A 21,936-nucleotide genomic window follows, 5' to 3' on the forward strand; every position below is an offset into this window, starting at 1 on the left:
CCCGTTCCGCCCGCCCCGAGCTTCCGGTCAACCGAGCCTCCCGAGAAGGTGTGTCGAGATGTCCCCTCAGCAAGCCGAACCGCGTAATCCCCAGGGCGCCGACAGCACGGCCGCCCGCGTCAGCGCGTACAACGACACCGCGGCCGACCTCCCCGTCGGAACCCTGCACGGGATGTTCGGCGCGCAGGCGGCCCGCACCCCGGACGGGGTCGCCCTGGTGGCCGGGGACCGCGAGATCACCTACCGGGAGCTGGACGCCGCGTCCGACGCGCTGGCGCACCGGCTGGCCGCCGCCGGGGTGCGCCCGGCCGACGCGGTCGGCCTGCTCTTCGACCGGTCCGCGGCGTATGTGGTGACCGTGCTGGCCGTGCTCAAGGCCGGCGGCGTGTATGTGCCGCTGGACCCGCGCCAGCGCGCCGAGCGGCAGAGCTGGATCCTGGACAACACCTCCGCCGTCATGCTGGTGACGGACCGTCACGAGACCACGGAGACCGCCTTCGTAGGCGAACGGCCCGTCCTGCGGGTGGACGACGCCGGCGTGCTGGCACACCCGGCGCTGCCCGCGCCGGACGTCGAGATCCACCCCGACCAGCCGCTGTACGTCATGTTCACCTCCGGCTCCACAGGCACTCCCAAGGGGGTCGTCAACACCCACCGCAACGTGGTGGAGCTGGCCCTCGATCCCGGCTTCGGCACCGCCGCCCATGAGCGGGTCCTCGCCTACTCGCCGCTGGCCTTCGACTCCTCGACGTACGAGCTGTGGGTGCCGCTGCTGCGCGGCGGGCTGGCCGTCGTCCTGTCCGCCCCGAAGATCGACCTCGGGGAGCTCGCCGACGCCGTGGTCCGCCACGGCGTCACCGCCGCCTACTTCACCACCGCCCTGTTCGACGCGATGGCCGGCGAGGCCGTCGGGGCGCTGGGCCGGCTCCGCGAGATCTGGACCGGCGGCGACGTGCTGTCGGCGACCGCGCTGCGCCACGTCCTCGACACCTGCCCGGACACCCGGGTCGTGCACGTGTACGGCCCCACCGAGGCGACCGTTTTCTGCAGCTACCAGGCGTTCGACCCCGAGACGCGCACCCTGGAGCGGCTGCACCTCGGCGTGCCGATGGCGAACACCTCGATGTACGTGCTCGACGCCGGACTGCGGCACACCGCACCCGGCGAGACCGGTGAACTGTACGTCGCGGGGCCGCACCTCGCGCAGGGCTACAGCCGCCGCCCCGGCACCACCGCCGAACGCTTCACCGCCGACCCGTACGGCCCGGCCGGCAGCCGCATGTACCGCACCGGCGACCTCGCCGCCTGGAACGAGCACGGCGAGATCGTCTTCCAGGGCCGCGCCGACCAGCAGATCAAGCTGCGCGGCAACCGCATCGAGCCCGGCGAGATCGAGACGGTCCTCACCCACCACCCCTCCGTGGTCCAGGCCGCCGTGATCGTCCGCGAGGACCGCCCCGGTGACAAGCGCCTGGTCGCCTATGTCGTCCCGGCCGCCGGTCAGAGCGTCGACCCCGCCGCGCTGACCCGGTACGCCGCCGGTGAACTGGTCGAGTACATGGTCCCGTCGGCGGTCGTGCCGCTCGACGCGCTGCCGCTGACCGCCAACGGCAAGCTGGACCGGCGGGCCCTGCCGGTGCCCGCCACCGCCACCAGGGCGGACGGCCGCACCGCCCGCAACGGAGTCGAGGAGGTCCTGGGCGGCCTGTTCGCCCATGTCCTGGGCGTGCCCTCGGTCGGGATCGACGACGACTTCTTCAATGTCGGCGGCCACTCGCTGCTCGCCACCCGCCTGGTCAGCCGGGTGCGGACGTCCCTCGGCGTCCAGCTCTCGCTGAAGGAGTTCTTCGAGTATCCGACGGTCGCCCGGCTCGCCGAGCACATCACCTCCGCGACCGGCGGGCCCGGCCGCCCCGAACTGACCGCGGCCGAAGGACGGCCCGATCTCCTCCCGCTGTCGGCGGCCCAGCAACGGCTGTGGTTCCTGGACCAGCTGGAGGGTCCCTCGGCCACCTACAACATCCCGCTGACGGTCCGGGTACGCGGTGAACTCGACGTGCGTGCACTGGAGTCGGCCTTCACCGACGTGGTCGCCCGGCACGAGAGCCTGCGCACCGTCTTCGTCGCCGGCACCGCCGGAGCCCGGCAGCGCGTGCTGCCCGCGGACGCCGCCCACGTCGAACTCGCGGTCACCGCAACGGACGCCACGGCGGCGCCGGGACTGCTGGCCGCCGAAGCCGCCCGGTCCTTCGACCTGGCCGGTGAACTCCCGCTGCGGGCCCACCTTTTCAGCCTCAGCCGGCGCGAACACCTGCTGCTGGTGGTGATGCACCACATCGTGTCGGACGGCTGGTCCTACCAGCCCCTGATGCGGGACCTCTCCACCGCCTACACCACCCGTGCGCGCGGCCAGCGGCCCGCCTGGGAGCCGCTGCCGGTGCAGTACGCCGACTACACCCTCTGGCAGGAGGAGCTGCTACGGGGCTGCGAGGAGGAACAGCTCGACCACTGGCGGACCGCGCTGGCGGACCTGCCGGACGAGGCGACGCTGCCGGCCACCCGCCCGCGCCCCGCCGTCGCCTCCTACCGCGGTGCCACACACACCGTGCACTGCCCGCCCGGGGTGCACGCGGCGCTCGCCGCGCTGGCCCGCGAGTCCGGGGCCTCGGTGTTCATGGTGGCGCAGGCCGCGGTGTCGACCCTGCTGTCGCGGTCCGGCGCAGGCACGGACATCCCCGTGGGCTCCCCGATCGCCGGCCGCACCGACCAGCAACTGGACGACCTCGTCGGCTTCTTCGTCAACACCCTGGTGCTGCGGACCGACCTGAGCGGTGACCCGACCTTCCGCGAACTGCTCACCCGGGTACGGGCGACCGACCTCGCGGCCTGGGCCCACCAGGACCTGCCGTTCGACCGGCTGGTGGAGGTCCTGAACCCGGAGCGGTCCGCGTCCCGGCATCCCCTGTTCCAGGTGATGCTGACCCTGACGGACGCGGCGACCCCGACCCTGACCGCCGACGGGCTGGACACCGAGGCCGAGTTCACCTGGCTGCGGGCCGCCAAGTTCGACCTGACCTTCTCCTTCGCCGAGCACCGCGGCCCGGACGGCACCCCCGGCGGCCTGGACATCACCGTCGAGTACGCCACCGACCTCTACGACGCCGACGCGATCGAGGCGAGCGCCGAACGCCTCCTGCGCCTGCTGCACGCGGCGGCCGGCACACCGGACGTTCCGGTCGGCGAACTGGATCTGCTGTCGTCCGATGAGCGGGAGTTGTTGCTCGCGGGGCGTGCGGGTGCGGTCACGGAGGATGCGGGTGCGGGGTTGGGTGAGCTGTTTGCGGCTCAGGTGGCTCGTACTCCGGATGCGGTGGCGTTGGTCGGGGGCGGGCAGGAGTTGACGTTCCGGGAGTTGGACGGTCGGGCGAATGCGTTCGCGCGTCGGCTGATCGGGGAGGGCGTGGTGCCGGGGAGCCGGGTCGCGTTGTTCCAGGAGCGGTCGTTGGATGCCGTGGTGGCGACGCTGGGTGTGGTGAAGGCGGGGGCGGTTTACGTTCCGTTGGACACGCGCTACCCGATGGAACGCGTGGAGTTGGTGGTCGGGCAGTCGGATGTTGGGTTCCTGGTCACGGACCGCGACCTGGGGGAGCTGCGGTTGCCGGCGGGTGTCAAGGTGCTGACGCGTGGAGTGATTCCCGCTGATGCCGCTGATCCGGGTGTGTGGGTGCATCCGGATCAGGTGGTGTATGCGATGTTCACGTCGGGTTCGACGGGTGTGCCCAAGGGTGTGGCGGTGACGCACCGTAATGTGGCGGATCTGGCGCGGCAGTTGATGTATGCGAATGGTGCGCATCGTCGGGTGTTGTTGCACTCGCCGTTGGCGTTCGATGCGTCGACGTATGAGTTGTGGGTGCCGTTGCTGTCGGGTGGCACGGTGGTGGTGGCCCCGGCGGGGCATCTGGATCCTGTGGTTTACGGGCGGCTGATCGCGGAGCACGGTGTTTCGGCGTTGTGGCTGACGGCCGGGCTGTTCCGGTTGGTGGCGGAGGAGGCGCCGGAGACGTTCGCCGGTGTTTCGGAGGTGTGGGCCGGGGGTGATGTGGTGCCGCCGGAGGCGGTGCGGCGGGTGCTGGACCGTAATCCTGGTATCGCGGTGGTCAACGGCTACGGGCCGACAGAGACCACCACGTTCGCGGCGACGCACCGTGTGGAGGAGGTGCTCGCGGGTTCGGGTGCGGTGCCGATCGGGCGGGCGTTGGACAACCACCGCCTGTACGTACTGGACGCGGGGCTGCGCCTGGTGGCGCCGGGCACGCCGGGGGAGTTGTACATCTCGGGTGCTGGTCTGGCGCAGGGGTATCTGGACCGTCCGTCACTGACGGCGGACCGTTTCGTCGCCGACCCCTACGGCCCGGCCGGCGAGCGGATGTACCGCACAGGCGACCTGGTGCGTTGGAACGGTCAGGGTGCGCTTGAATACCTGGGCCGGGCGGACCAGCAGGTCAAGCTGCGTGGTTTCCGTATCGAGATGGGTGAGATCGAGTCCGTGCTCGCCGGCCACCCGTCCGTGGGGCAGGCGGTGGTCTCCGTACGCGAGGACCGCCCCGGCGACAAACGCCTCGTCGCGCACATCGTGGGCGACGGCCTCGACCTCAACGAGCTGCGCCGGTATGCCGCCGCCCTGCTGCCCGAGTACATGGTGCCGTCCGTCTTCGTGCCGATGGACGCGATCCCGCTCACCGCCAACGGCAAGGTCGACCGCAAGGCCCTGCCCGCACCGGCGGTCGGTCAGGACGCCGGGGACGGGCGCGCGCCGCGCACGCCGGGCGAGGAGCTGCTGTGCGGGCTGTTCGCGGAGATCCTGGGCCTCCCGGTCGTCACCGTCGAGGACCACTTCTTCCACCTCGGCGGGCACTCGCTGCTCGCCACCCGGCTCATCAGCCGGGTCCGGGAGGCGTTCGGCGTGGGCATCACGGTCAAGGACCTGTTCCAGGGGCCCACCCCGGCCGCGCTCGCCGAGCTGGTCGAGGCGCGGGCCGACGACGACGTGCAACGCCCGGCGCTGCGGCCGGCCGCCCGGCCCGAGCGGGTGCCGCTGTCGTTCGGGCAGCGCCGGCTGTGGTTCCTGGACCAGCTGGAAGGGCCCTCGGCCACCTACAACATCCCGCTCGCGATGCGGCTCACCGGGGCCGTGGACACCGAGGCGCTGCGGCTCGCGCTGACCGACACCGTCGTACGCCACGAGAGCCTGCGCACACTGTTCTCGGCGACGGACGGCGAGGCCGGGCAGGTCGTGCTGCCGGCCGGCGAGATCCGCCTCGACCTGCCGGTCGTGCCCGCCGAGGAACACACCCTGGACGACCTGCTCGGCGCGGAGGCCGCCCGCACCTTCGACCTGGCGGCCGAACTCCCGCTGCGCGCGGCGCTCTTCCGCACCGGTCCACGGGATCACGTGCTGCTCGTCGTCATGCACCACATCGTCTCGGACGGCTGGTCCACGGCGCCCTTCCTGCGGGACATGGGCACCGCCTACGCCGCCCGCGCCGAGGGCCTGGCCCCCGCGTGGGAGCCGCTGCCGGTGCAGTACGCCGACTACACCCTCTGGCAGGAGGAACTGCTGGCCGCGGACGGCGAGCGGCAGGCCGAATTCTGGCGGCGGACCCTGGGGGAGCTGCCGGAGGAGGCCACCCTTCCCTCCGACCGCCCGCGCCCGGCGACCGCGACCTTCCGCGGTGCCACGCACGCCGTCCGGTGCCCGGGCGAGCTGCACGAGGGGCTGACCCGGCTGGCCCAGGAGACCGGCACCACGCTCTTCATGGTGGTCCAGGCCGCGGTGGCGACCGCGCTGGCCCGCTCCGGCGCCGGCACGGACCTCCCGATCGGGGCGCCGATCGCCGGCCGTACCGACCAGCGCCTGGACGACCTCGTCGGCTTCTTCGTCAACAGCCTGGTGCTGCGCACCGACGTCGAAGGGGACCCGACCTTCCGCGAACTGCTCGGCCGGGTCCGGGAGACCGACCTCGCCGCGTGGGCCCACCAGGAACTGCCGTTCGACCGGCTGGTGGAGATCCTCAACCCCGAGCGCAGCACCGCCCGGCACCCGCTGTTCCAGGTCGCGCTCACCCTCCAGGACGCCGCCAAGCCGGTGCTCGAACTCTCCGGCGTGCACACCGAGTCGGGCTTCACCCCGCTGGAGATCGCCAAGTTCGACCTGACCTTCTCCTTCCACGAGCACCGCACACCCGACGGCCGGCCGGACGGTCTGGAGGTGGCCGTCGAGTACGCGACGGACCTGTACGAGGCGCGGACCGTCGAAGGGCTCACCGACCGCTTGGTGCGGCTGCTCGGGTCCGCCGTCGCCGCCCCGGAACTGCCCGTCTCGCAGCTGGAGTTCACTGGGCCCGAGGAGCGGGAGCGGCTGCTGGAGCTGGGCGCGGGCCCGGTCACCGACGGCGCCCTGCCCGAGGCCGGTCTCGCGGAGCTGTTCGCCGCGCAGGTGGCCCGCACCCCGGACGCGGTCGCGGTGGCATCGGACGAGCGCACCTTCACGTACGCCGAACTCCACGCCGAGAGCGACCGGTTCGCGACCCGGCTGACCGGCCTCGGGGTCGGCCCGGAGTCCGTCGTCGCCGTGATGATGGAACGCTCCGTCGACCTCCTCGTCGCCATGCTCGCGATCGTCAAGGCGGGCGGCGCCTACGCGCCCCTCAACCCGGCCGACCCGGACACCCGGCACGCCCAGATCCTCGGCGAACTGGACGCGCCGGTCCTGATCACCGACCGGGCGCTGGCCGACCACACCCTCGTCACCACCGCCCGGGAACGGGGCCTGGTGGTCGACGCCAAGGAGCTCTCCGGCCGCCCCGTGCGCCGGCCGGGCATGGCCACCCACCCCGACCAGTGGCTGTACGTCATGTTCACCTCGGGTTCGACCGGCGTCCCGAAGGGCGTCGCGGTGACCCATCGCAACGTCGCCGACCTGGCCCGGCAGCGGATGTACGCGGGCGAGGCCCACCGCAGGGTCCTCTTCCACTCCCCGCACACCTTCGACGCCTCCACCTACGAGGTCTGGATTCCGTGGCTGACCGGCGGCACGGTGGTCGTCGCACCTCCCGGGCACCTGGAGGCCGACACCCTGGGCGGTCTGCTCGCCCGGAACGAGATCACCAGCCTGTGGCTGACGGCGGGCCTGTTCCGGGTGCTCGCCGAGGAGGTGCCGCAGGCGTTCGCGACCGTCCGGGAGGTGTGGGCGGGCGGTGACGTGGTGCCGCCCGAGGCGGTGCACCGTATCCAGGAACACTGCCCGGACACCACGGTCGTCAACGGCTACGGGCCCACCGAGACCACCACCTTCGCCGCCACCCACCGGGTGCACCGCCCCTGCGACTACCCGGGCACCGTCCCGATCGGCGAACCCCTCGACAACCACCGGCTCTACGTACTCGACCCGGCGCTCCAGCCCGTGCCGGCGGGCGCGCCCGGCGAGCTGTACATCGCCGGTGCCGGACTGGCGCGCGGCTACGTGGGCCGCCCGGCGCTGACCGCCGAGCGCTTCGTCGGCGACCCGTTCGGCGCCCCGGGCACCCGGATGTACCGCACCGGCGACCTGGTCCGCTGGGACCGGAACGGCTCCCTGGAATACCTGGGCCGCGTCGACCAGCAGGTCAAGCTGCGCGGCTTCCGCATCGAGCTGGGCGAGATCGAGACCGCGCTCACCGCGCACCCGGCCGTCGTGCGGGCCACCGTGATCGTCCGCGAGGACCGCCCCGGGGACAAGCGGCTCGTCGCCTACCTGGTGACCTCCGAGAGCGGCGTCGACCTGGGCGACCTGCGCCGGCACACCGCGGAGGCGCTGCCCGAGTACATGGTCCCCGCCGCCTTCGTGCTGCTCGACGCGATCCCGCTCACCGCCAACGGCAAGATCGACCGGCGCGCGCTGCCCGCGCCGCAGGTCGTGGACGACGTCGTCGGACGCGCCCCGCGCAACCCGCGGGAGGAGATCCTGTGCGGGCTGTTCGCGGCGGTCCTCGGACTGCCCTCGGCCACCATCGACGACCACTTCTTCCACCGCGGCGGCCACTCGCTGCTCGGCACCCGGCTCATCAGCCGCATCCGGCAGGCGTTCGGGGTGCAGCTCGGCGTCAAGGACCTGTTCCGGTACCCGACCGTGGTCGCCCTCGGCGAGCGGGTCACCGAGCGCATCGCCGAGAGCAGCGGCGAGGCGCCCCGGGCCGCGCTGACCCGGGCCGCCGAGCGTCCGGAGCGCGTCCCGCTCTCCTCCGCGCAGCAGCGGCTGTGGTTCCTGGACCAGATGGAGGGGCCCTCGGCCACCTACAACATCCCGATGGCGCTGCGGCTGACCGGGGCGCCGGACGTCGGCGCGCTGCGGCAGGCCCTGACCGACCTGGTGACCCGGCACGAGAGCCTGCGCACCGTCTTCCCCGTCCACGACGGCAAGGCGTACCAGGAGGTGCGCGCCCCGCAGCCCGTGGAGCTGCCGGTGCTGCCGGTCACCCCGGACACCCTCGCGGCCGGGCTGGCGGAACTCTCCGCCACGGCCTTCGACCTCGCGGCGGGCTTCCCGCTGCGGGCGGGCCTCTTCCGGCTCGGCGAGGAGGACCACGTCCTGCTGCTGGTGATCCACCACATCGCCTCCGACGGCTGGTCCAACGCACCGCTGTTCCGCGACCTGTCCGCCGCCTACGCGGCGCGCACCGAGGGCCGCGAGCCGAACTGGCAGCCGCTGCCGGTGCAGTACGCCGACTACGCGCTCTGGCAGCAGCAGCTCATGGCGGACGACGAGGAGCGCCAGCGCGACTTCTGGCGCCGGACCCTGGCCGACCTGCCCGAGCAGGCCACCCTGCCCGCCGACCGTCCGCGGCCGGCCACCGCGTCCAACCGCGGCAGCACCTGCACCGTGCGTACCGGCGCGGCCCTGCACCGGGCCCTCACCTCGCTGGCCCTGGACACCGGTACGAGCCTGTTCATGGTCGCCCAGGCCGCCGTGTCCGCCCTGCTGGCCCGCTCCGGCGCCGGGTACGACGTGCCGCTGGGCTCCCCGGTCGCAGGCCGCACCGACCAGCAACTGGACGACCTCGTCGGCTTCTTCGTCAACACGCTGGTGCTGCGGACCGATCTGAGCGGTGATCCGACCTTCCGCGAGCTGCTGCACCGGGTGCGGGAGACCGACCTCGCGGCCTGGTCCCATCAGGACCTGCCGTTCGACCGGCTGGTGGAGATCCTCAACCCGGAGCGCACCCCCGCACGGCACCCGCTCTTCCAGGTCATGCTGACCCTCGGGGACACGAGCGCCGAACCGCCCGAACTCCCGGGCCTGGCAACGGCGTACGAGTTCTCCAAGGTGGAGATCGCCAAGTTCGACCTCACCTTCGGCTTCGCCGAGAACCGGGGCCCGGACGGTGCGCCGGACGGCCTGGACATCACCGTTGAGTACGCCACCGACCTGTTCGACGCGAGCACCGTGGAGGCGAGCGCCAACCGGCTCGTCCGGCTCCTGGAGGCGGTGACGGAAGACCCTGAAACGCCCTTCACCGAGATCGAGTTGCTGTCGTCCGATGAGCGGGAGTTGTTGCTCGCGGGGCGTGCGGGTGCGGTCACGGAGGATGCGGGTGCGGGGTTGGGTGAGTTGTTCGCGGCTCAGGTGGCTCGTACTCCGGATGCGGTGGCGTTGGTCGGGGGCGGTGAGGAGTTGACGTTCCGGGAGTTGGACGGTCGGGCGAATGCGTTCGCGCGTCGGCTGATCGGGGAGGGCGTGGTGCCGGGGAGCCGGGTCGCGTTGTTCCAGGAGCGGTCGTTGGATGCCGTGGTGGCGACGCTTGGCGTGGTGAAGGCGGGGGCGGTTTACGTTCCGTTGGACACCCGCTACCCGATGGAACGCGTGGAGTTGGTGGTCGGGCAGTCGGATGTTGGGTTCCTGGTCACGGACCGCGACCTGGGCGAGCTGCGGTTGCCGGCGGGTGTCAAGGTGCTGACGCGTGGAGTGATTCCCGCTGATGCCGCTGATCCGGGTGTGTGGGTGCATCCGGATCAGGTGGTGTATGCGATGTTCACGTCGGGTTCGACGGGTGTGCCCAAGGGTGTGGCGGTGACGCACCGTAATGTGGCGGATCTGGCGCGGCAGTTGATGTATGCGAATGGTGCGCATCGTCGGGTGTTGTTGCACTCGCCGTTGGCGTTCGATGCGTCGACGTATGAGTTGTGGGTGCCGTTGCTGTCGGGTGGCACGGTGGTGGTGGCCCCGGCGGGGCATCTGGATCCTGTGGTTTACGGGCGGCTGATCGCGGAGCACGGTGTTTCGGCGTTGTGGCTGACGGCCGGGCTGTTCCGGTTGGTGGCGGAGGAGGCGCCGGAGACGTTCGCCGGTGTTTCGGAGGTGTGGGCCGGGGGTGATGTGGTGCCGCCGGAGGCGGTGCGGCGGGTGCTGGACCGTAATCCTGGTATCGCGGTGGTCAACGGCTACGGGCCGACAGAGACCACCACGTTCGCGGCGACGCACCGTGTGGAGGAGGTGCTCGCGGGTTCGGGTGCGGTGCCGATCGGGCGGGCGTTGGACAACCACCGCCTGTACGTACTGGACGCGGGCTTGCGCCTGGTGGCGCCGGGCACGCCGGGGGAGTTGTACATCTCGGGTGCTGGTCTGGCGCAGGGGTATCTGGACCGTCCGTCACTGACGGCGGACCGCTTTGTCGCCGACCCTTACGGCCCGGCCGGCGAGCGGATGTACCGCACAGGCGACCTCGTCCGGTGGGACCGCAACGGCTCCCTGGAGTACCTGGGCCGGGCGGACCAGCAGGTCAAGCTGCGTGGTTTCCGTATCGAGATGGGTGAGATCGAGTCCGTGCTCGCCGGCCACCCGTCCGTGGGGCAGGCGGTGGTCTCCGTACGCGAGGACCGCCCCGGCGACAAACGCCTCGTCGCCTACCTCACCGCCCAGGACGGCGCGCCGGTCGACCTCGCGGACGTGCGGCGGCACACCGCGAAGCTGCTCCCCGAATACATGGTTCCGTCCGCACTGACGGTGCTCGACGCGATCCCGCTCACCGCCAACGGCAAGGTCGACCGCAAGGCCCTGCCCGCACCGGAGGCGCCTGATGAGGCCCCGGCCGGGCGTGCGCCGCGCACCCCGAAGGAGGAGGTGCTCTGCGGGCTGTTCGCCGAGATCCTGGGCCTCCCGGTCGTCACCGTCGACGACCACTTCTTCCACCTCGGCGGGCACTCGCTGCTCGCCACCCGGCTGATCGGCCGGATTCGTAGCGCGCTGGGGGTCGAGGTCTCCGTGGCGACCCTCTTCGAGAACCCGATCGTGGCAACGCTTGTCGAAAAGCTCGACGGCGCCGAGGCCGCAAGGCCCAAACTGCGGCCGATGCGCCGGATGGGAGCGACCAAGTGATCCCCTTGTCCTTCGCCCAGCAGCGTCTGTGGTTCCTCGCGCAGATGGAGGGGCCCTCGACCACCTACAACATCCCGCTCGCCGTCCGGCTGACCGGGGCGCTCGACCAGGACGCGCTGCGGGCCGCGCTGACCGACGTCATCGCCCGGCACGAGAGCCTGCGCACCCTTTTCCCGGACGACAACGGAACCCCCTACCAGCACATTCTCGACGAGAACGAGGTGGACTTCCCGCTCCCCGTGGTGTCGGCCGCCGAGGATTCCCTGGCCGCCGTCCTCGCCGACGAGTCGGCCCAGGTCTTCCACCTCGCAGAGGACCTGCCGATCCGGGCCCGGCTGATCGCGCTCGCCGAGCAGGAACACGTCCTGCTGGTCGTCATGCACCACATCGTCACCGACGGCGGCTCCACCGGCCCGCTCCTCACCGACCTCGCCGCCGCCTACGGGGCGCGTGCCCGGGGCGCGGCCCCCGACGGGGAGCCGCTGCCGGTGCAGTACGCCGACTACACGCTGTGGCAGCAGGAACTGCTCGGCGACCCCGACAAACCGGATTCCACCGCCTCCCGCCAACTTGCCTTCTGGCAGGAAGCGTTGACGGGGCTGCCGGAGGAGACCACGCTGCCCGCCGACCGGCCCCGGCCGGCCGCCGCCTCCTACCGGGGGGCGCTGTGCACCCAGCACCTCCCGGCCGACCAGCACAGCGGACTCACCGCGCTGGCCCGGGAGTCGGGGGCCACCCTCTTCATGGCGGTCCAGGCCGCGGTCGCCACGGTGCTGTCCCGCACCGGCGCCGGCTCCGACATCGCCCTCGGCTCCCCGGTCTCCGGGCGCATCGACGAGGCCCTGGACGGACTGGTCGGATTCTTCGTCAACACCCTGGTGCTGCGCACCGATCTGTCCGGCGACCCGAGCTTCCGGGATCTGCTGGGCCGCGTACGCGCCACCGACCTGGCGGCCTGGAACAACCAGGACCTGCCGTTCGACCGGCTGGTGGAGGTCCTCAACCCGGAGCGTTCGGCGTCCCGGCACCCGCTGTTCCAGGTCATGCTGACCCTGGGCGAGGCCGGCTCGAACGCGGTCGGCTTCCCCGGCCTGGACGCCCGGACCGAGTACAACGAACTCCAGATCGCCAAGTTCGACCTGACCTTCGGCTTCGCCGAGCACCGCACCGGCGACGGGCGGCCCGACGGCCTGGACATCACCATCGAGTACGCCACCGACCTGTACGAGGCCCGCACCGTCGAGGCCCTGATGGCCCGGCTGCGGCGACTGCTCGAAGCGGTGCTGACCTCCCCGGACACCCCGCTGTCCGTGCTGGACCTGCTGGGCGAGCACGAACGCCGGCTGCTCCTGGAGGAGTGGGCCGGCCAGGTCACCGAGGCGCCGGACACGGGCCTCGCCGAACTGTTCTCCGCGCAGGCCGCCCGCACCCCGGACGCCGTCGCCATGGTCGACGAGTACGAGGACCACAGCTACCGCGAACTGGACGAGCTGACCAACCGGCTGGCGCACCACCTGATCTCCCTCGGCATCGGCCGCGGCGACGTGGTCGGCGTCCTCATGGAACGCTCCGCCGGGCTGCTCACCGCGCTGCTCGCGATCGTCAAGGCGGGCGCGGTGTACGCGCCGCTGAACACCACCGACCCCGACACCCGGCTGAGCCAGATCCTCACCGACACGGGCGCCCCCGTGCTGCTCACGGACCGGGCGCTCGCCGACCACCCGGTCGCCGCCTCGACCGCGGCCCGCGTCGTCGTCCTGGAGGGCACCGAGCTCCCCGCGGACCTGCCGGTCACCCCGCCGGTCACCGGCGCCCACCCCGACGAGCCGGTGTACGCCATGTTCACCTCGGGTTCGACCGGCGTCCCGAAGGGTGTCGCGGTGACCCACCGCAACGTCGCCGACCTGGCCCGGCAGCGGATGTACACCGGCGGTGCCCACCGCAGGGTGCTGTTCCACTCGCCGGCCGCCTTCGACGCCTCCACGTACGAGATATGGGTGCCGTGGCTCAACGGCGGCACCCTCGTCGTCGCCCCGTCCGGCCATCTCGACCCCACGGCCTACAAGGACCTGGCCGACACCTACAACATCACCTCCATGTGGCTGACGGCCGGCCTGTTCCGGGTGCTTGCCGAGGAGGCCCCGGAGACCTTCGCCGGGGTCCGGGAGGTGTGGGCGGGTGGTGACGTGGTGCCGCCCGAGGCGGTGCACCGTATCCAGGAACACTGCCCGGACACCACGGTCGTCAACGGCTACGGGCCCACCGAGACCACCACCTTCGCCGCCACCCACCGGGTGCACCGCCCCTGCGACTATCCGGGCACCGTCCCGATCGGCGAACCCCTCGACAACCACCGGCTCTACGTACTCGACCCGGCGCTGCGGCTGGTGCCGCCCGGCACACCGGGCGAACTGTATGTGGCGGGCGCCGGGCTCGCCCAGGGCTATCTGAACCGGCCCGGCCTCACCGCGGAACGCTTTGTGGCCGACCCGTTCGGTGCCGCCGGCACCCGGATGTACCGCACCGGCGACCTGGTCCGCTGGAACCACGAGGGCTCCCTGGAATACCTGGGCCGGGCCGACCAGCAGGTCAAGCTGCGCGGCTTCCGCATCGAGCCCGGCGAGATCGAGAGCGCCCTCACCGCGCACCCGGCCGTCGCCCAGGCCACCGTGATCGTCCGCGAGGACCGCCCCGGGGACAAGCGGCTCGTCGCCTACCTGGTCGGCACCCGGGACAACCGGCCCGACCCGGAGGAGGTGCAGCGGGAGGTCTCCGCCGCACTGCCCGACTACATGGTCCCGTCCGCCTTCGTGGTGCTCGACGCGCTGCCGCTGACCACCAACGGCAAGGTCGACCGGCGCGCGCTGCCCGCACCCGCGCAGAGCACGGACGGCGGCGGCCGCGCCCCGCGCAACCCGGCCGAGGAAGTGCTGTGCGGGCTGTTCGCGGCGGTCCTCGGACTGCCCTCGGCCACCATCGACGACCACTTCTTCCACCGCGGCGGCCACTCACTGCTCGGCACCCGCCTCATCAGCCGCATCCGCGCCGTGTGGGACGCCGACATCACCATCCGCGACCTGTTCCGCTGCCCGACCGTCGCGCTGCTCGCCGAACGGCTCGCCGAGGCCGAGGGCGGCGTCCGCCGCCCCGCCCTCGCACCCCAGGAACGGCCCGGGCGCGTCCCGCTCTCCTCCGCGCAGCAGCGGCTCTGGTTCCTGGACCAGATGGAGGGGCCCTCGGCCACCTACAACATCCCGATGGCGCTGCGGCTGACCGGCGCCCTCGACCCGGACGCCCTGCGGCTCGCCCTCACCGACCTGGCCGCCCGGCACGAGACGCTGCGCACGGTCTACCCGGTGCACGACAACACCCCCTGGCAGCGGGTCCTGCCGAGCGCGCCCGTCACCCTGCCGCTCACCGCCGCCACCGAAGCGGACCTGCCGGCTCTGCTCGGCGCCGAGGCCGCGCACACCTTCGACCTGAAGGGCGAACTCCCCTTCCGGGCCCGGCTCTTCCGGCTGGGGGAGCAGGCACACGTACTGTCCCTGGTGATCCACCACATCGCCACCGACGGCTGGTCCAACGCACCGCTGTTCCGCGACCTGTCCGCCGCCTACACGGCCCGGACCGAGGGCATCGCACCCGAGTGGGAGCAGCTGCCCGTCCAGTACGCCGACTACGCGCTCTGGCAGCAGCGGCTGATCGGCGACGACGAGGAACGGCAGCTCGCCCACTGGACGGACGCCCTCGCCGGGCTCCCCGAGGAAGCGACCCTGCCCACCGACCACCCCCGCCCGGCCACCGCCTCCAACCGGGGCCGCACCCACACCGTCCACACCGACGCGGCCCTGCACCGGGCGCTGACCGCGCTGGCCCAGGAGACCGGCTCGACCCTCTTCATGGTCGTTCAGGCCGCGGTCTCCACCCTGCTGTCCCGCTCCGGGGCCGGACCGGACGTGCCCCTCGGCTCCCCGGTCGCCGGCCGCACCGACCAGCAACTGGACGACGTCGTCGGGTTCTTCGTCAACACCCTGGTGCTCCGCGCCGACCTGGCCGGCGACCCGAGCTTCCGCGAACTGCTGCGCCGGGTCCGGGAGACCGACCTCGCGGCCTGGGCCCATCAGGACCTGCCGTTCGACCGGCTCGTCGAGGCGCTGAACCCCGAGCGCACCGCCGCCCGGCACGCCCTCTTCCAGGTCATGCTCACCCTCGGCGAGGCGTCCGCGGATGCGCCCCGGATCGGCGGTCTCGACGGCGAGTTCCTCTTCCCCTCAGCCTCGGTGTCGAAGTTCGACCTGACCTTCGCCTTCGCCGAGCGGCGCGGCCCGGACGGCGCGCCGGACGGCCTCGACGTCACCATCGAATACGCCACCGACCTCTACGAAGCGAGCACCGTCGAGGCGACCGCCGACCGGCTGCTGCGGCTGCTCGCCGCCGCCGTCGCCGACCCCGGACTCCCGGTCACCGAACTGGAGTTCCTGTCCGGCGGGGAGCGGGCCCAGGTGCGGGAGTGGAGCGGCGCACAGCGGCCGGCCCCCGTCCTCGGACTGGACGGTCTCTTCGCCGCACAGGCCGCCCGGACCCCCAACGCCCTCGCCCTGGTCCACGAGGACCAGCGGCTGACCTACGCCGAACTCGACATCTGGTCCAACCGGCTGGCCCGGCACCTGACCACGCGCGGCGTGGCCCCCGGCACCCTCGTCGCCCTGCACCTGGAACGCTCACCGCACCTCATCGCCGCGATCCTCGCCGTGCTGAAGGCGGGCGCCGGCTACACCGTCCTCGACCCGCAGTTCCCGGCCGGCCGCCTCACCACCGTGCTCGACCAGACCCGGCCGTCCGCCCTGGTCACCCAGAGCCACCTGACCGAACTGCCCACCGGGACCGTCCGCATCGACCTGACCGAGGACTCCCCGGCGGTCAGCGCCCTGCCCGGCACGGCCGTGGAGACCGGCGGACACCCGGAGGCCACCGCCTGCGTCATGTTCACCTCGGGCTCCACCGGTGTGCCCAAGGGCGTCGCCGCCTCGCACCGGGCGCTCGCCGCCACCTTCATCGGGCCGGACTACCTCGACTTCGGCCCCGGACAGACGTACTTGCAGAGCTCCCCGGTGTCCTGGGACGCCTTCGCGCTGGAGGTGTTCGGGCCCCTGCTGCACGGCGGGGTCTGCGTGCTCCAGCCCGGCCAGCACACCGACCCGCACCAGATCGCGGAGCTGGTGGAGCGACACGGGGTCACCACCCTGCAAATGTCGGCAAGTCTCTTCAACCACATGCTGGACGAGCACCCGGCCGTCTTCGCCCGGGTACGGGAGGCCATGACGGCGGGCGAGGCCGCCTCACCCGCCCACACCGCCCGCGCCCTCGCCGACCACCCCCACCTGAACCTGGTCAACGGCTACGGCCCCGCCGAGAGCATGGGCTTCACCACCGCCCACCGCATCACCGGCCCGGCCCCCGCCATCCCCATCGGCCGGCCGATCGCCGGGAAGCACGCCTACGTCCTCGACGGAAACCTGCGGCTCCTGCCGCCCGGCGTCCCCGGCGAGCTGTACGTGGCGGGGCACGGCCTCGCCCACGGCTACGTCGGACGGCCCGCGCTCAGCGCCGAACGGTTCGTCGCCGACCCGCACGGGCTGCCCGGCAGCCGCATGTACCGCACCGGGGACCTGGCACGCTGGAGCAGGGAGGGCGCGCTGGAGTACCTGGGGCGTGCCGACCAGCAGATCAAACTGCGCGGGTTTCGCATAGAACCCGGCGAGATCGAGTCCGTGCTGCTGCGCCACCCCGACGTCGCCCAGGCCGCCGTGCTGATCCGCGAGGACCGGCCCGGCGACAAACGGCTGGTGGCCTACGCGGTCGCCGCCGACGCGACGAACCGGCCCATCGACGTACCGGAGCTGCGCCGGCACGCGGCGGCCGCCCTGCCCGAGTACATGGTGCCCGCCGCCGTCGTCCCGCTGGACGCGCTGCCGCTGACCGTCAACGGCAAACTGGACCGGCGCGCCCTGCCCGAGCCACCGCTCACCGAGGCCGCCGCCGGGCGGGCGCCGCGCACCCCGGCCGAGGAGATCCTCTGCGGTCTGTACGCGGCGGTGCTCGGGGTGCCGTCGGTCTCCGTCGACGACCACTTCTTCCACCTCGGCGGCCACTCCATGCTCGCCACCCGGCTCATCGGACGCATCCGTGCGGTCTGGGGCACCCCGGTCACCATCCGGGACCTGTTCCAGCACCCCACCCCGGCCCAGCTCGCGGAGCACATCGACCGCGACAACGGCGGGGACCCGCTGGAGACGATGCTGCCCATCCGCGCGCTGCCCGCCCCCGGCGCCGCGGACCCCGGGCAGGCCCCGCTGTTCTGCGTCCACCCGATCTCCGGGATGAGCTGGTGCTACGCCGGACTGCTGCGGCACCTCGGCGACCGGCCGCTGTACGGGCTCCAGGCACGGGAGCTGACCGATCCGGCGGGCCGCCCGCCGAGCGTGCCGGACATGGCGGACGACTACCTCGCCGAGATCCGCGCCGTCCAGCCGCACGGCCCCTACCACCTGCTGGGCTGGTCCTTCGGCGGCCTGGTCGCGCACGCCGTGGCGGCCCGGCTGGAGGAGGCCGGCGAAGAAGTCGCGCTGCTCGCGCTGCTGGACGCCCACCCGCTGCCCGACGGGTTCACCGCCCCGGCGGTCGACGGACACGAGGTGCTCACCGCGTTCCTCGGCGCCCGGGGCGCCGAACTCGACGTGCGGTGCGCCCGCTCGGCACCCGACCCGGCCGAACTCGCCGAGGTGCTGCGGCGGGAGGACCCGATCCTCGGCGCCCTGGAACCGGTGCAGGCGGCGGCCGTCGTCGAGGCCACCGCGGCCCACCTGCGGATGCGCTACCGGTACGTGCCGGAGCGGCGGTTCAGCGGCCCGGCGGTCTTCTTCGGCGCGGCCCGCACGCCGGCCGCGGCCACCGGCGCCGAGGCATGGGCGCCGTACGTGCTCGGCCGGGTCGAGGAGTACGAGATCGACTGCGAGCACTGGGCGATGACGGGCACCGAACCGCTGCGCGAGATCGGCAAGGTGCTGGCCGAACAGCTCAAGGGGGTGTCCCGCTAGGCGTGTCCCACCAGGTGCCCGGATCTGCCATGCGGCGGGTCCGGGCACCTTCGCGTGTCCGGGCGCCGGTCCGCCGCCAACCTGCCGCTCCCGCCGCCGGAACGGAGGGTGCGCGCGCCATAGCGTAACGGTGTCCGCAGGCCACGGCTTCATCGGCGACAGAGAGTCAAGGACATGGTGGATCATTCCGACTGGCGTGTCGGGGCAGCCTCGGCCCCCGTCCATCACGGCGAGATTCTGCAAGGTGTCTTCACCGGCCGCGAGGGACTCGTACGGGGACTGGTGACACTGCCCTGCACCATTCACACCACCCGGGCGACCTTCACCCCGGCGCCCGGCGCCGCGGTCACCGTGTCGCCGGAGTGGCGGAGCAAGGCGCGGCGCGCGGCCGAACTGGCTGTGCGGACGGTGGTGCCGGCGGCCGCCGGACCGGTCGGCGGCCACCTTGAGCTGGCGGGCGACGTCCCGCTGTGCCGGGGGTTCGGCTCCTCCACCAGCGATGTGCTGGCGGCCGTCTGGTCCGTGAAGGACGCCTTCTGCGCCCCGCTGCCGGCCCGCGAGGTGGCCAGGCTCGCGGTGCGCGCGGAGACCGCCTCCGACTCCCTGATGTTCGAGGACTCCACGGTGCTGTTCGCGCAGCGCGAGGGCACCGTCATCGAGGACTTCGGCTACCGGATGCCGCCCCTCAGGGTGCTGGGCTTCGGCTCCCGCCCCTCCAACCGGGGCAAGGGCGTCGACACGCTCACCCTGCCGCCCGCCCGCTACGACGCGGCCGAGATCGACCGGTTCGCCGAGCTGCGCCGGCAGCTGCGCGAGGCCATACAGACGAAGGACTGCGCACTGCTCGGCGCCGTGGCCACGGCCAGCGCCGAGATCAACCAGCGGCACCTGCCGGTCCCCGGCTTCGACCGGATACGCGAAGCCGCCCGCGCCTCCGGCGCGGTCGGTGTACAGGTGGCGCACAGCGGGGACATCGCGGGGCTCCTCTTCGACCGGGACGACCCGCAGGCCGACGCGCACGTCGCGGCCGCGAGCGAACTGCTGCGCGGCAGCGGCATCGACGAGCAGTGGAACTACACGACGGGTGACTGACATGACGACGACCCTGCCCCGAGCCCATTCCTCGATCGTGGAGGCCACCGAGCTGCCACGCATCATCAAGGTGGGCGACAACCTCTACGCGGCGGCCTTCAGCCTGATGAAGCTGCTGCCGGCCCGCTACATCATCGACCGGGCCGAGGCCGCCGGGGTGCTCACCCCGGGCACCCCGGTCATCGAGACCTCGTCCGGCACCTTCGCGCTGGGCCTGGCGATGGTGTGCGGGCTGCGCGGCTACCCGCTGACCATCGTCGGCGACCGCGCGATCGACCAGGAACTGCGCACCCGGCTGGAGATGCTGGGCACCACGGTGGAGATCGTCGAGCACACCGGCGAGGCCGGCGGCATCCAGGGCGCCCGGCTGGCCCGGGTCGCCGAGCTGTGCCGGCAGCACCCGGACGCCTTCGTCCCCGGCCAGTACGACAACCCCGACAACCCGGGGGCGTACGGAGTCGTGGCCGACCTGGTCGCCGACACCGTCGGAGCCGTCGACTGCCTGGTGGGCCCGGTCGGTTCGGGCGGCTCGACCGGCGGACTGGCCGCCGCGCTCCGGCCCCGCAACCCGCAGCTCCACCTGGTCGGCGTCGACACCCACGGCAGCATCATCTTCGGCACCCCGGACGGCCCGCGCACCCTGCGCGGCCTGGGCAGCAGCATCCACCCGGGCAACGTGCGGCACAACGCCTACGACGAGGCGCACTGGGTCACCGCCCCCGAGGCGTTCCACGCGACCCGCGAGCTGTACCGGGGCCACGGCCTGTTCATGGGCCCGACCAGCGGCGCGTCCTTCCAGGTGGCGTCCTGGTGGGCCGCGGCCAACCCGGACAGCACGGTCGTGATGGTGCTGCCCGACGAGGGCTACCGCTACCAGTCCACCGTCTACAACGACGCCTGGCTCGCCGAGCAGGGCATCGTGCCCGCGCCCGCCCCCGGCGGCGCCCCCGTCACCGTGGACCACCCGCTGGACGCGCCGCCCGTCTGGTCGCGGCTGCTGTGGGCGCGGCGCGGCTTCGACGACGTGATGATGCCGGAGATGCCGTCGTGAGCGGGCGGCTGCTGCTCCTGGTGGAGTCCAACACCACGGGAACCGGGCGGCTGTTCGCCCGCCGGGCCGTCGAACTCGGCGTCGAGCCGGTGCTCCTGTGCACGGACCCGGACCGCTACCCGTACGCGGCCGAAGACGGTCTGCGCACCGTCGTCACCGACACCGCCGACCCGGACCGGCTGGCCGCCACCGCCGAACGGCTGGCGGCCGGCACACCGGTGGCCGGCGTGCTGACCAGCTCCGAGTACTACGTGCCGGCCGCCGCCGCCCTGGCCGCCCGGCTCGGCCTGCCCGGCCCGTCCGCGGACGCCGTGCGGGCCTGCCGGGACAAGGCCGAGCAGCGCCGGGCGCTGGCCGCCGCCGGAGTGGGCGTGCCCACCTTCGCCGTCGTGTCGACCCCCGCCGCAGCCCAGTCCGCGGCGGCCCACCGGATGCCGGTCGTCGTCAAGCCCTCGCAGGGCTCCGGCAGCCTCGGCGTGCGGCTGTGCGCGGACCTCGACGAGGTCGCCGAGCACACCCGCACCCTGCTGGCGGCCGGCGTCAACGAGCGCGGGGTGGCCGTCCCGGGACGCGTCCTGGTCGAGGAATACCTGACCGGCGCCGAGTTCTCCGTGGAGGTGTTCGGCACCGAGGCGGTGGTGACCGTCGCCAAACACGTCGGCCCGCTGCCCTCCTTCGTGGAGGTCGGCCACGACCTGCCCGCGGCGCTCCCGGCCGAGACGGAGCGGGAGCTCAGACGCACCGCGGTACGGGCGGTGACCGCCCTCGGCCTCGGCTGGGGCGCCGCCCACGTCGAACTCCGGCTCGACGGGGCGTCGGCCAAGGTGATCGAGGTCAACCCCCGGCTGGCCGGCGGCATGATCCCCGAACTCGTCCGCCGCGCCTGCGGCGCCGACCTCGTGCGCGCCCAGGTGCTCGCCGCCCTCGGCCGCCCCGCACACCCCGAGCGCACCGGCCCGGGCCGCGCCGCCATCCGCTTCCTGACCACCGACCACGACGGCGTCCTGGCGCCCGACCCGGCCGGCCCCCTCGCCCGCGCCCGGGCCGTGCCTGGGGTGGCGGAGGCGGTCCTCTACCGCTCGCCCGGCGAACCGGTCGGCCCCGCCGTCGACTTCCGGGGCCGGCTCGGCCACGTCATCGCGGTCGCCGACCGTGCCGCCGCGGCGGCCGACGCCGCCGAACTGGCGGTCGCGGAGCTGGCCGGAGCGATCACCCGCACGGCCACCGACCGCGAGGAGGCCCTGACATGAGCGTCACCGGCCTCCTGCCGCTCCACACCCCCGAGG

Annotated in this window: 5 protein-coding genes; all 5 read left to right on the plus strand. The window is 73.0% G+C overall.

All coding sequences use genetic code 11. The features are described 5' to 3' along the window. The first annotated feature begins 58 nt into the window (after window positions 1–58). Window positions 59–11,410: an amino acid adenylation domain-containing protein gene (locus tag OG338_RS23925; protein WP_405939266.1), complete on the plus strand. Its 11,352-nt coding sequence runs from the start codon at window positions 59–61 to the stop codon at window positions 11,408–11,410. Next, entirely contained in the window at window positions 11,407–18,507 is a 7,101-nt protein-coding gene (locus tag OG338_RS23930) for an amino acid adenylation domain-containing protein (protein ID WP_405939267.1), read from the plus strand. Before OG338_RS23925 ends, OG338_RS23930 begins: the two co-directional genes overlap by 4 nt. Before the next feature lie 174 nt (window positions 18,508–18,681). Beyond that, on the plus strand, window positions 18,682–19,599 hold the full coding sequence (locus tag OG338_RS23935) for a kinase (protein WP_405939268.1): 918 nt from the start codon (window positions 18,682–18,684) through the stop codon (window positions 19,597–19,599). 1 nt (window position 19,600) lies between these two features. Next, the gene (locus tag OG338_RS23940; RefSeq protein ID WP_405939269.1) at window positions 19,601–20,650 is read left to right on the plus strand and encodes a PLP-dependent cysteine synthase family protein; all 1,050 of its coding nucleotides are present in this window, start codon (window positions 19,601–19,603) and stop codon (window positions 20,648–20,650) included. Then, window positions 20,647–21,900, plus strand: coding sequence for an ATP-grasp domain-containing protein (locus OG338_RS23945; protein ID WP_405939270.1), 1,254 nt, complete (start codon window positions 20,647–20,649; stop codon window positions 21,898–21,900). Before OG338_RS23940 ends, OG338_RS23945 begins: the two co-directional genes overlap by 4 nt. The last annotated feature ends 36 nt before the right edge of the window (window positions 21,901–21,936 follow it).

Source organism: Streptomyces sp. NBC_00726 (assembly GCF_045161735.1).
In the GTDB taxonomy this organism is placed as follows: domain Bacteria; phylum Actinomycetota; class Actinomycetes; order Streptomycetales; family Streptomycetaceae; genus Streptomyces.

Excerpts from the sequence above, each read along its gene's own strand:
- OG338_RS23940 (WP_405939269.1), top strand. The coding sequence starts at position 19,601 with ATGACGACGACCCTGCCCCGAGCCCATTCCTCGATCGTGGAGGCCACC.
- OG338_RS23925 (WP_405939266.1), top strand. The coding sequence starts at position 59 with ATGTCCCCTCAGCAAGCCGAACCGCGTAATCCCCAGGGCGCCGACAGC.
- OG338_RS23935 (WP_405939268.1), top strand. The coding sequence starts at position 18,682 with ATGGTGGATCATTCCGACTGGCGTGTCGGGGCAGCCTCGGCCCCCGTC.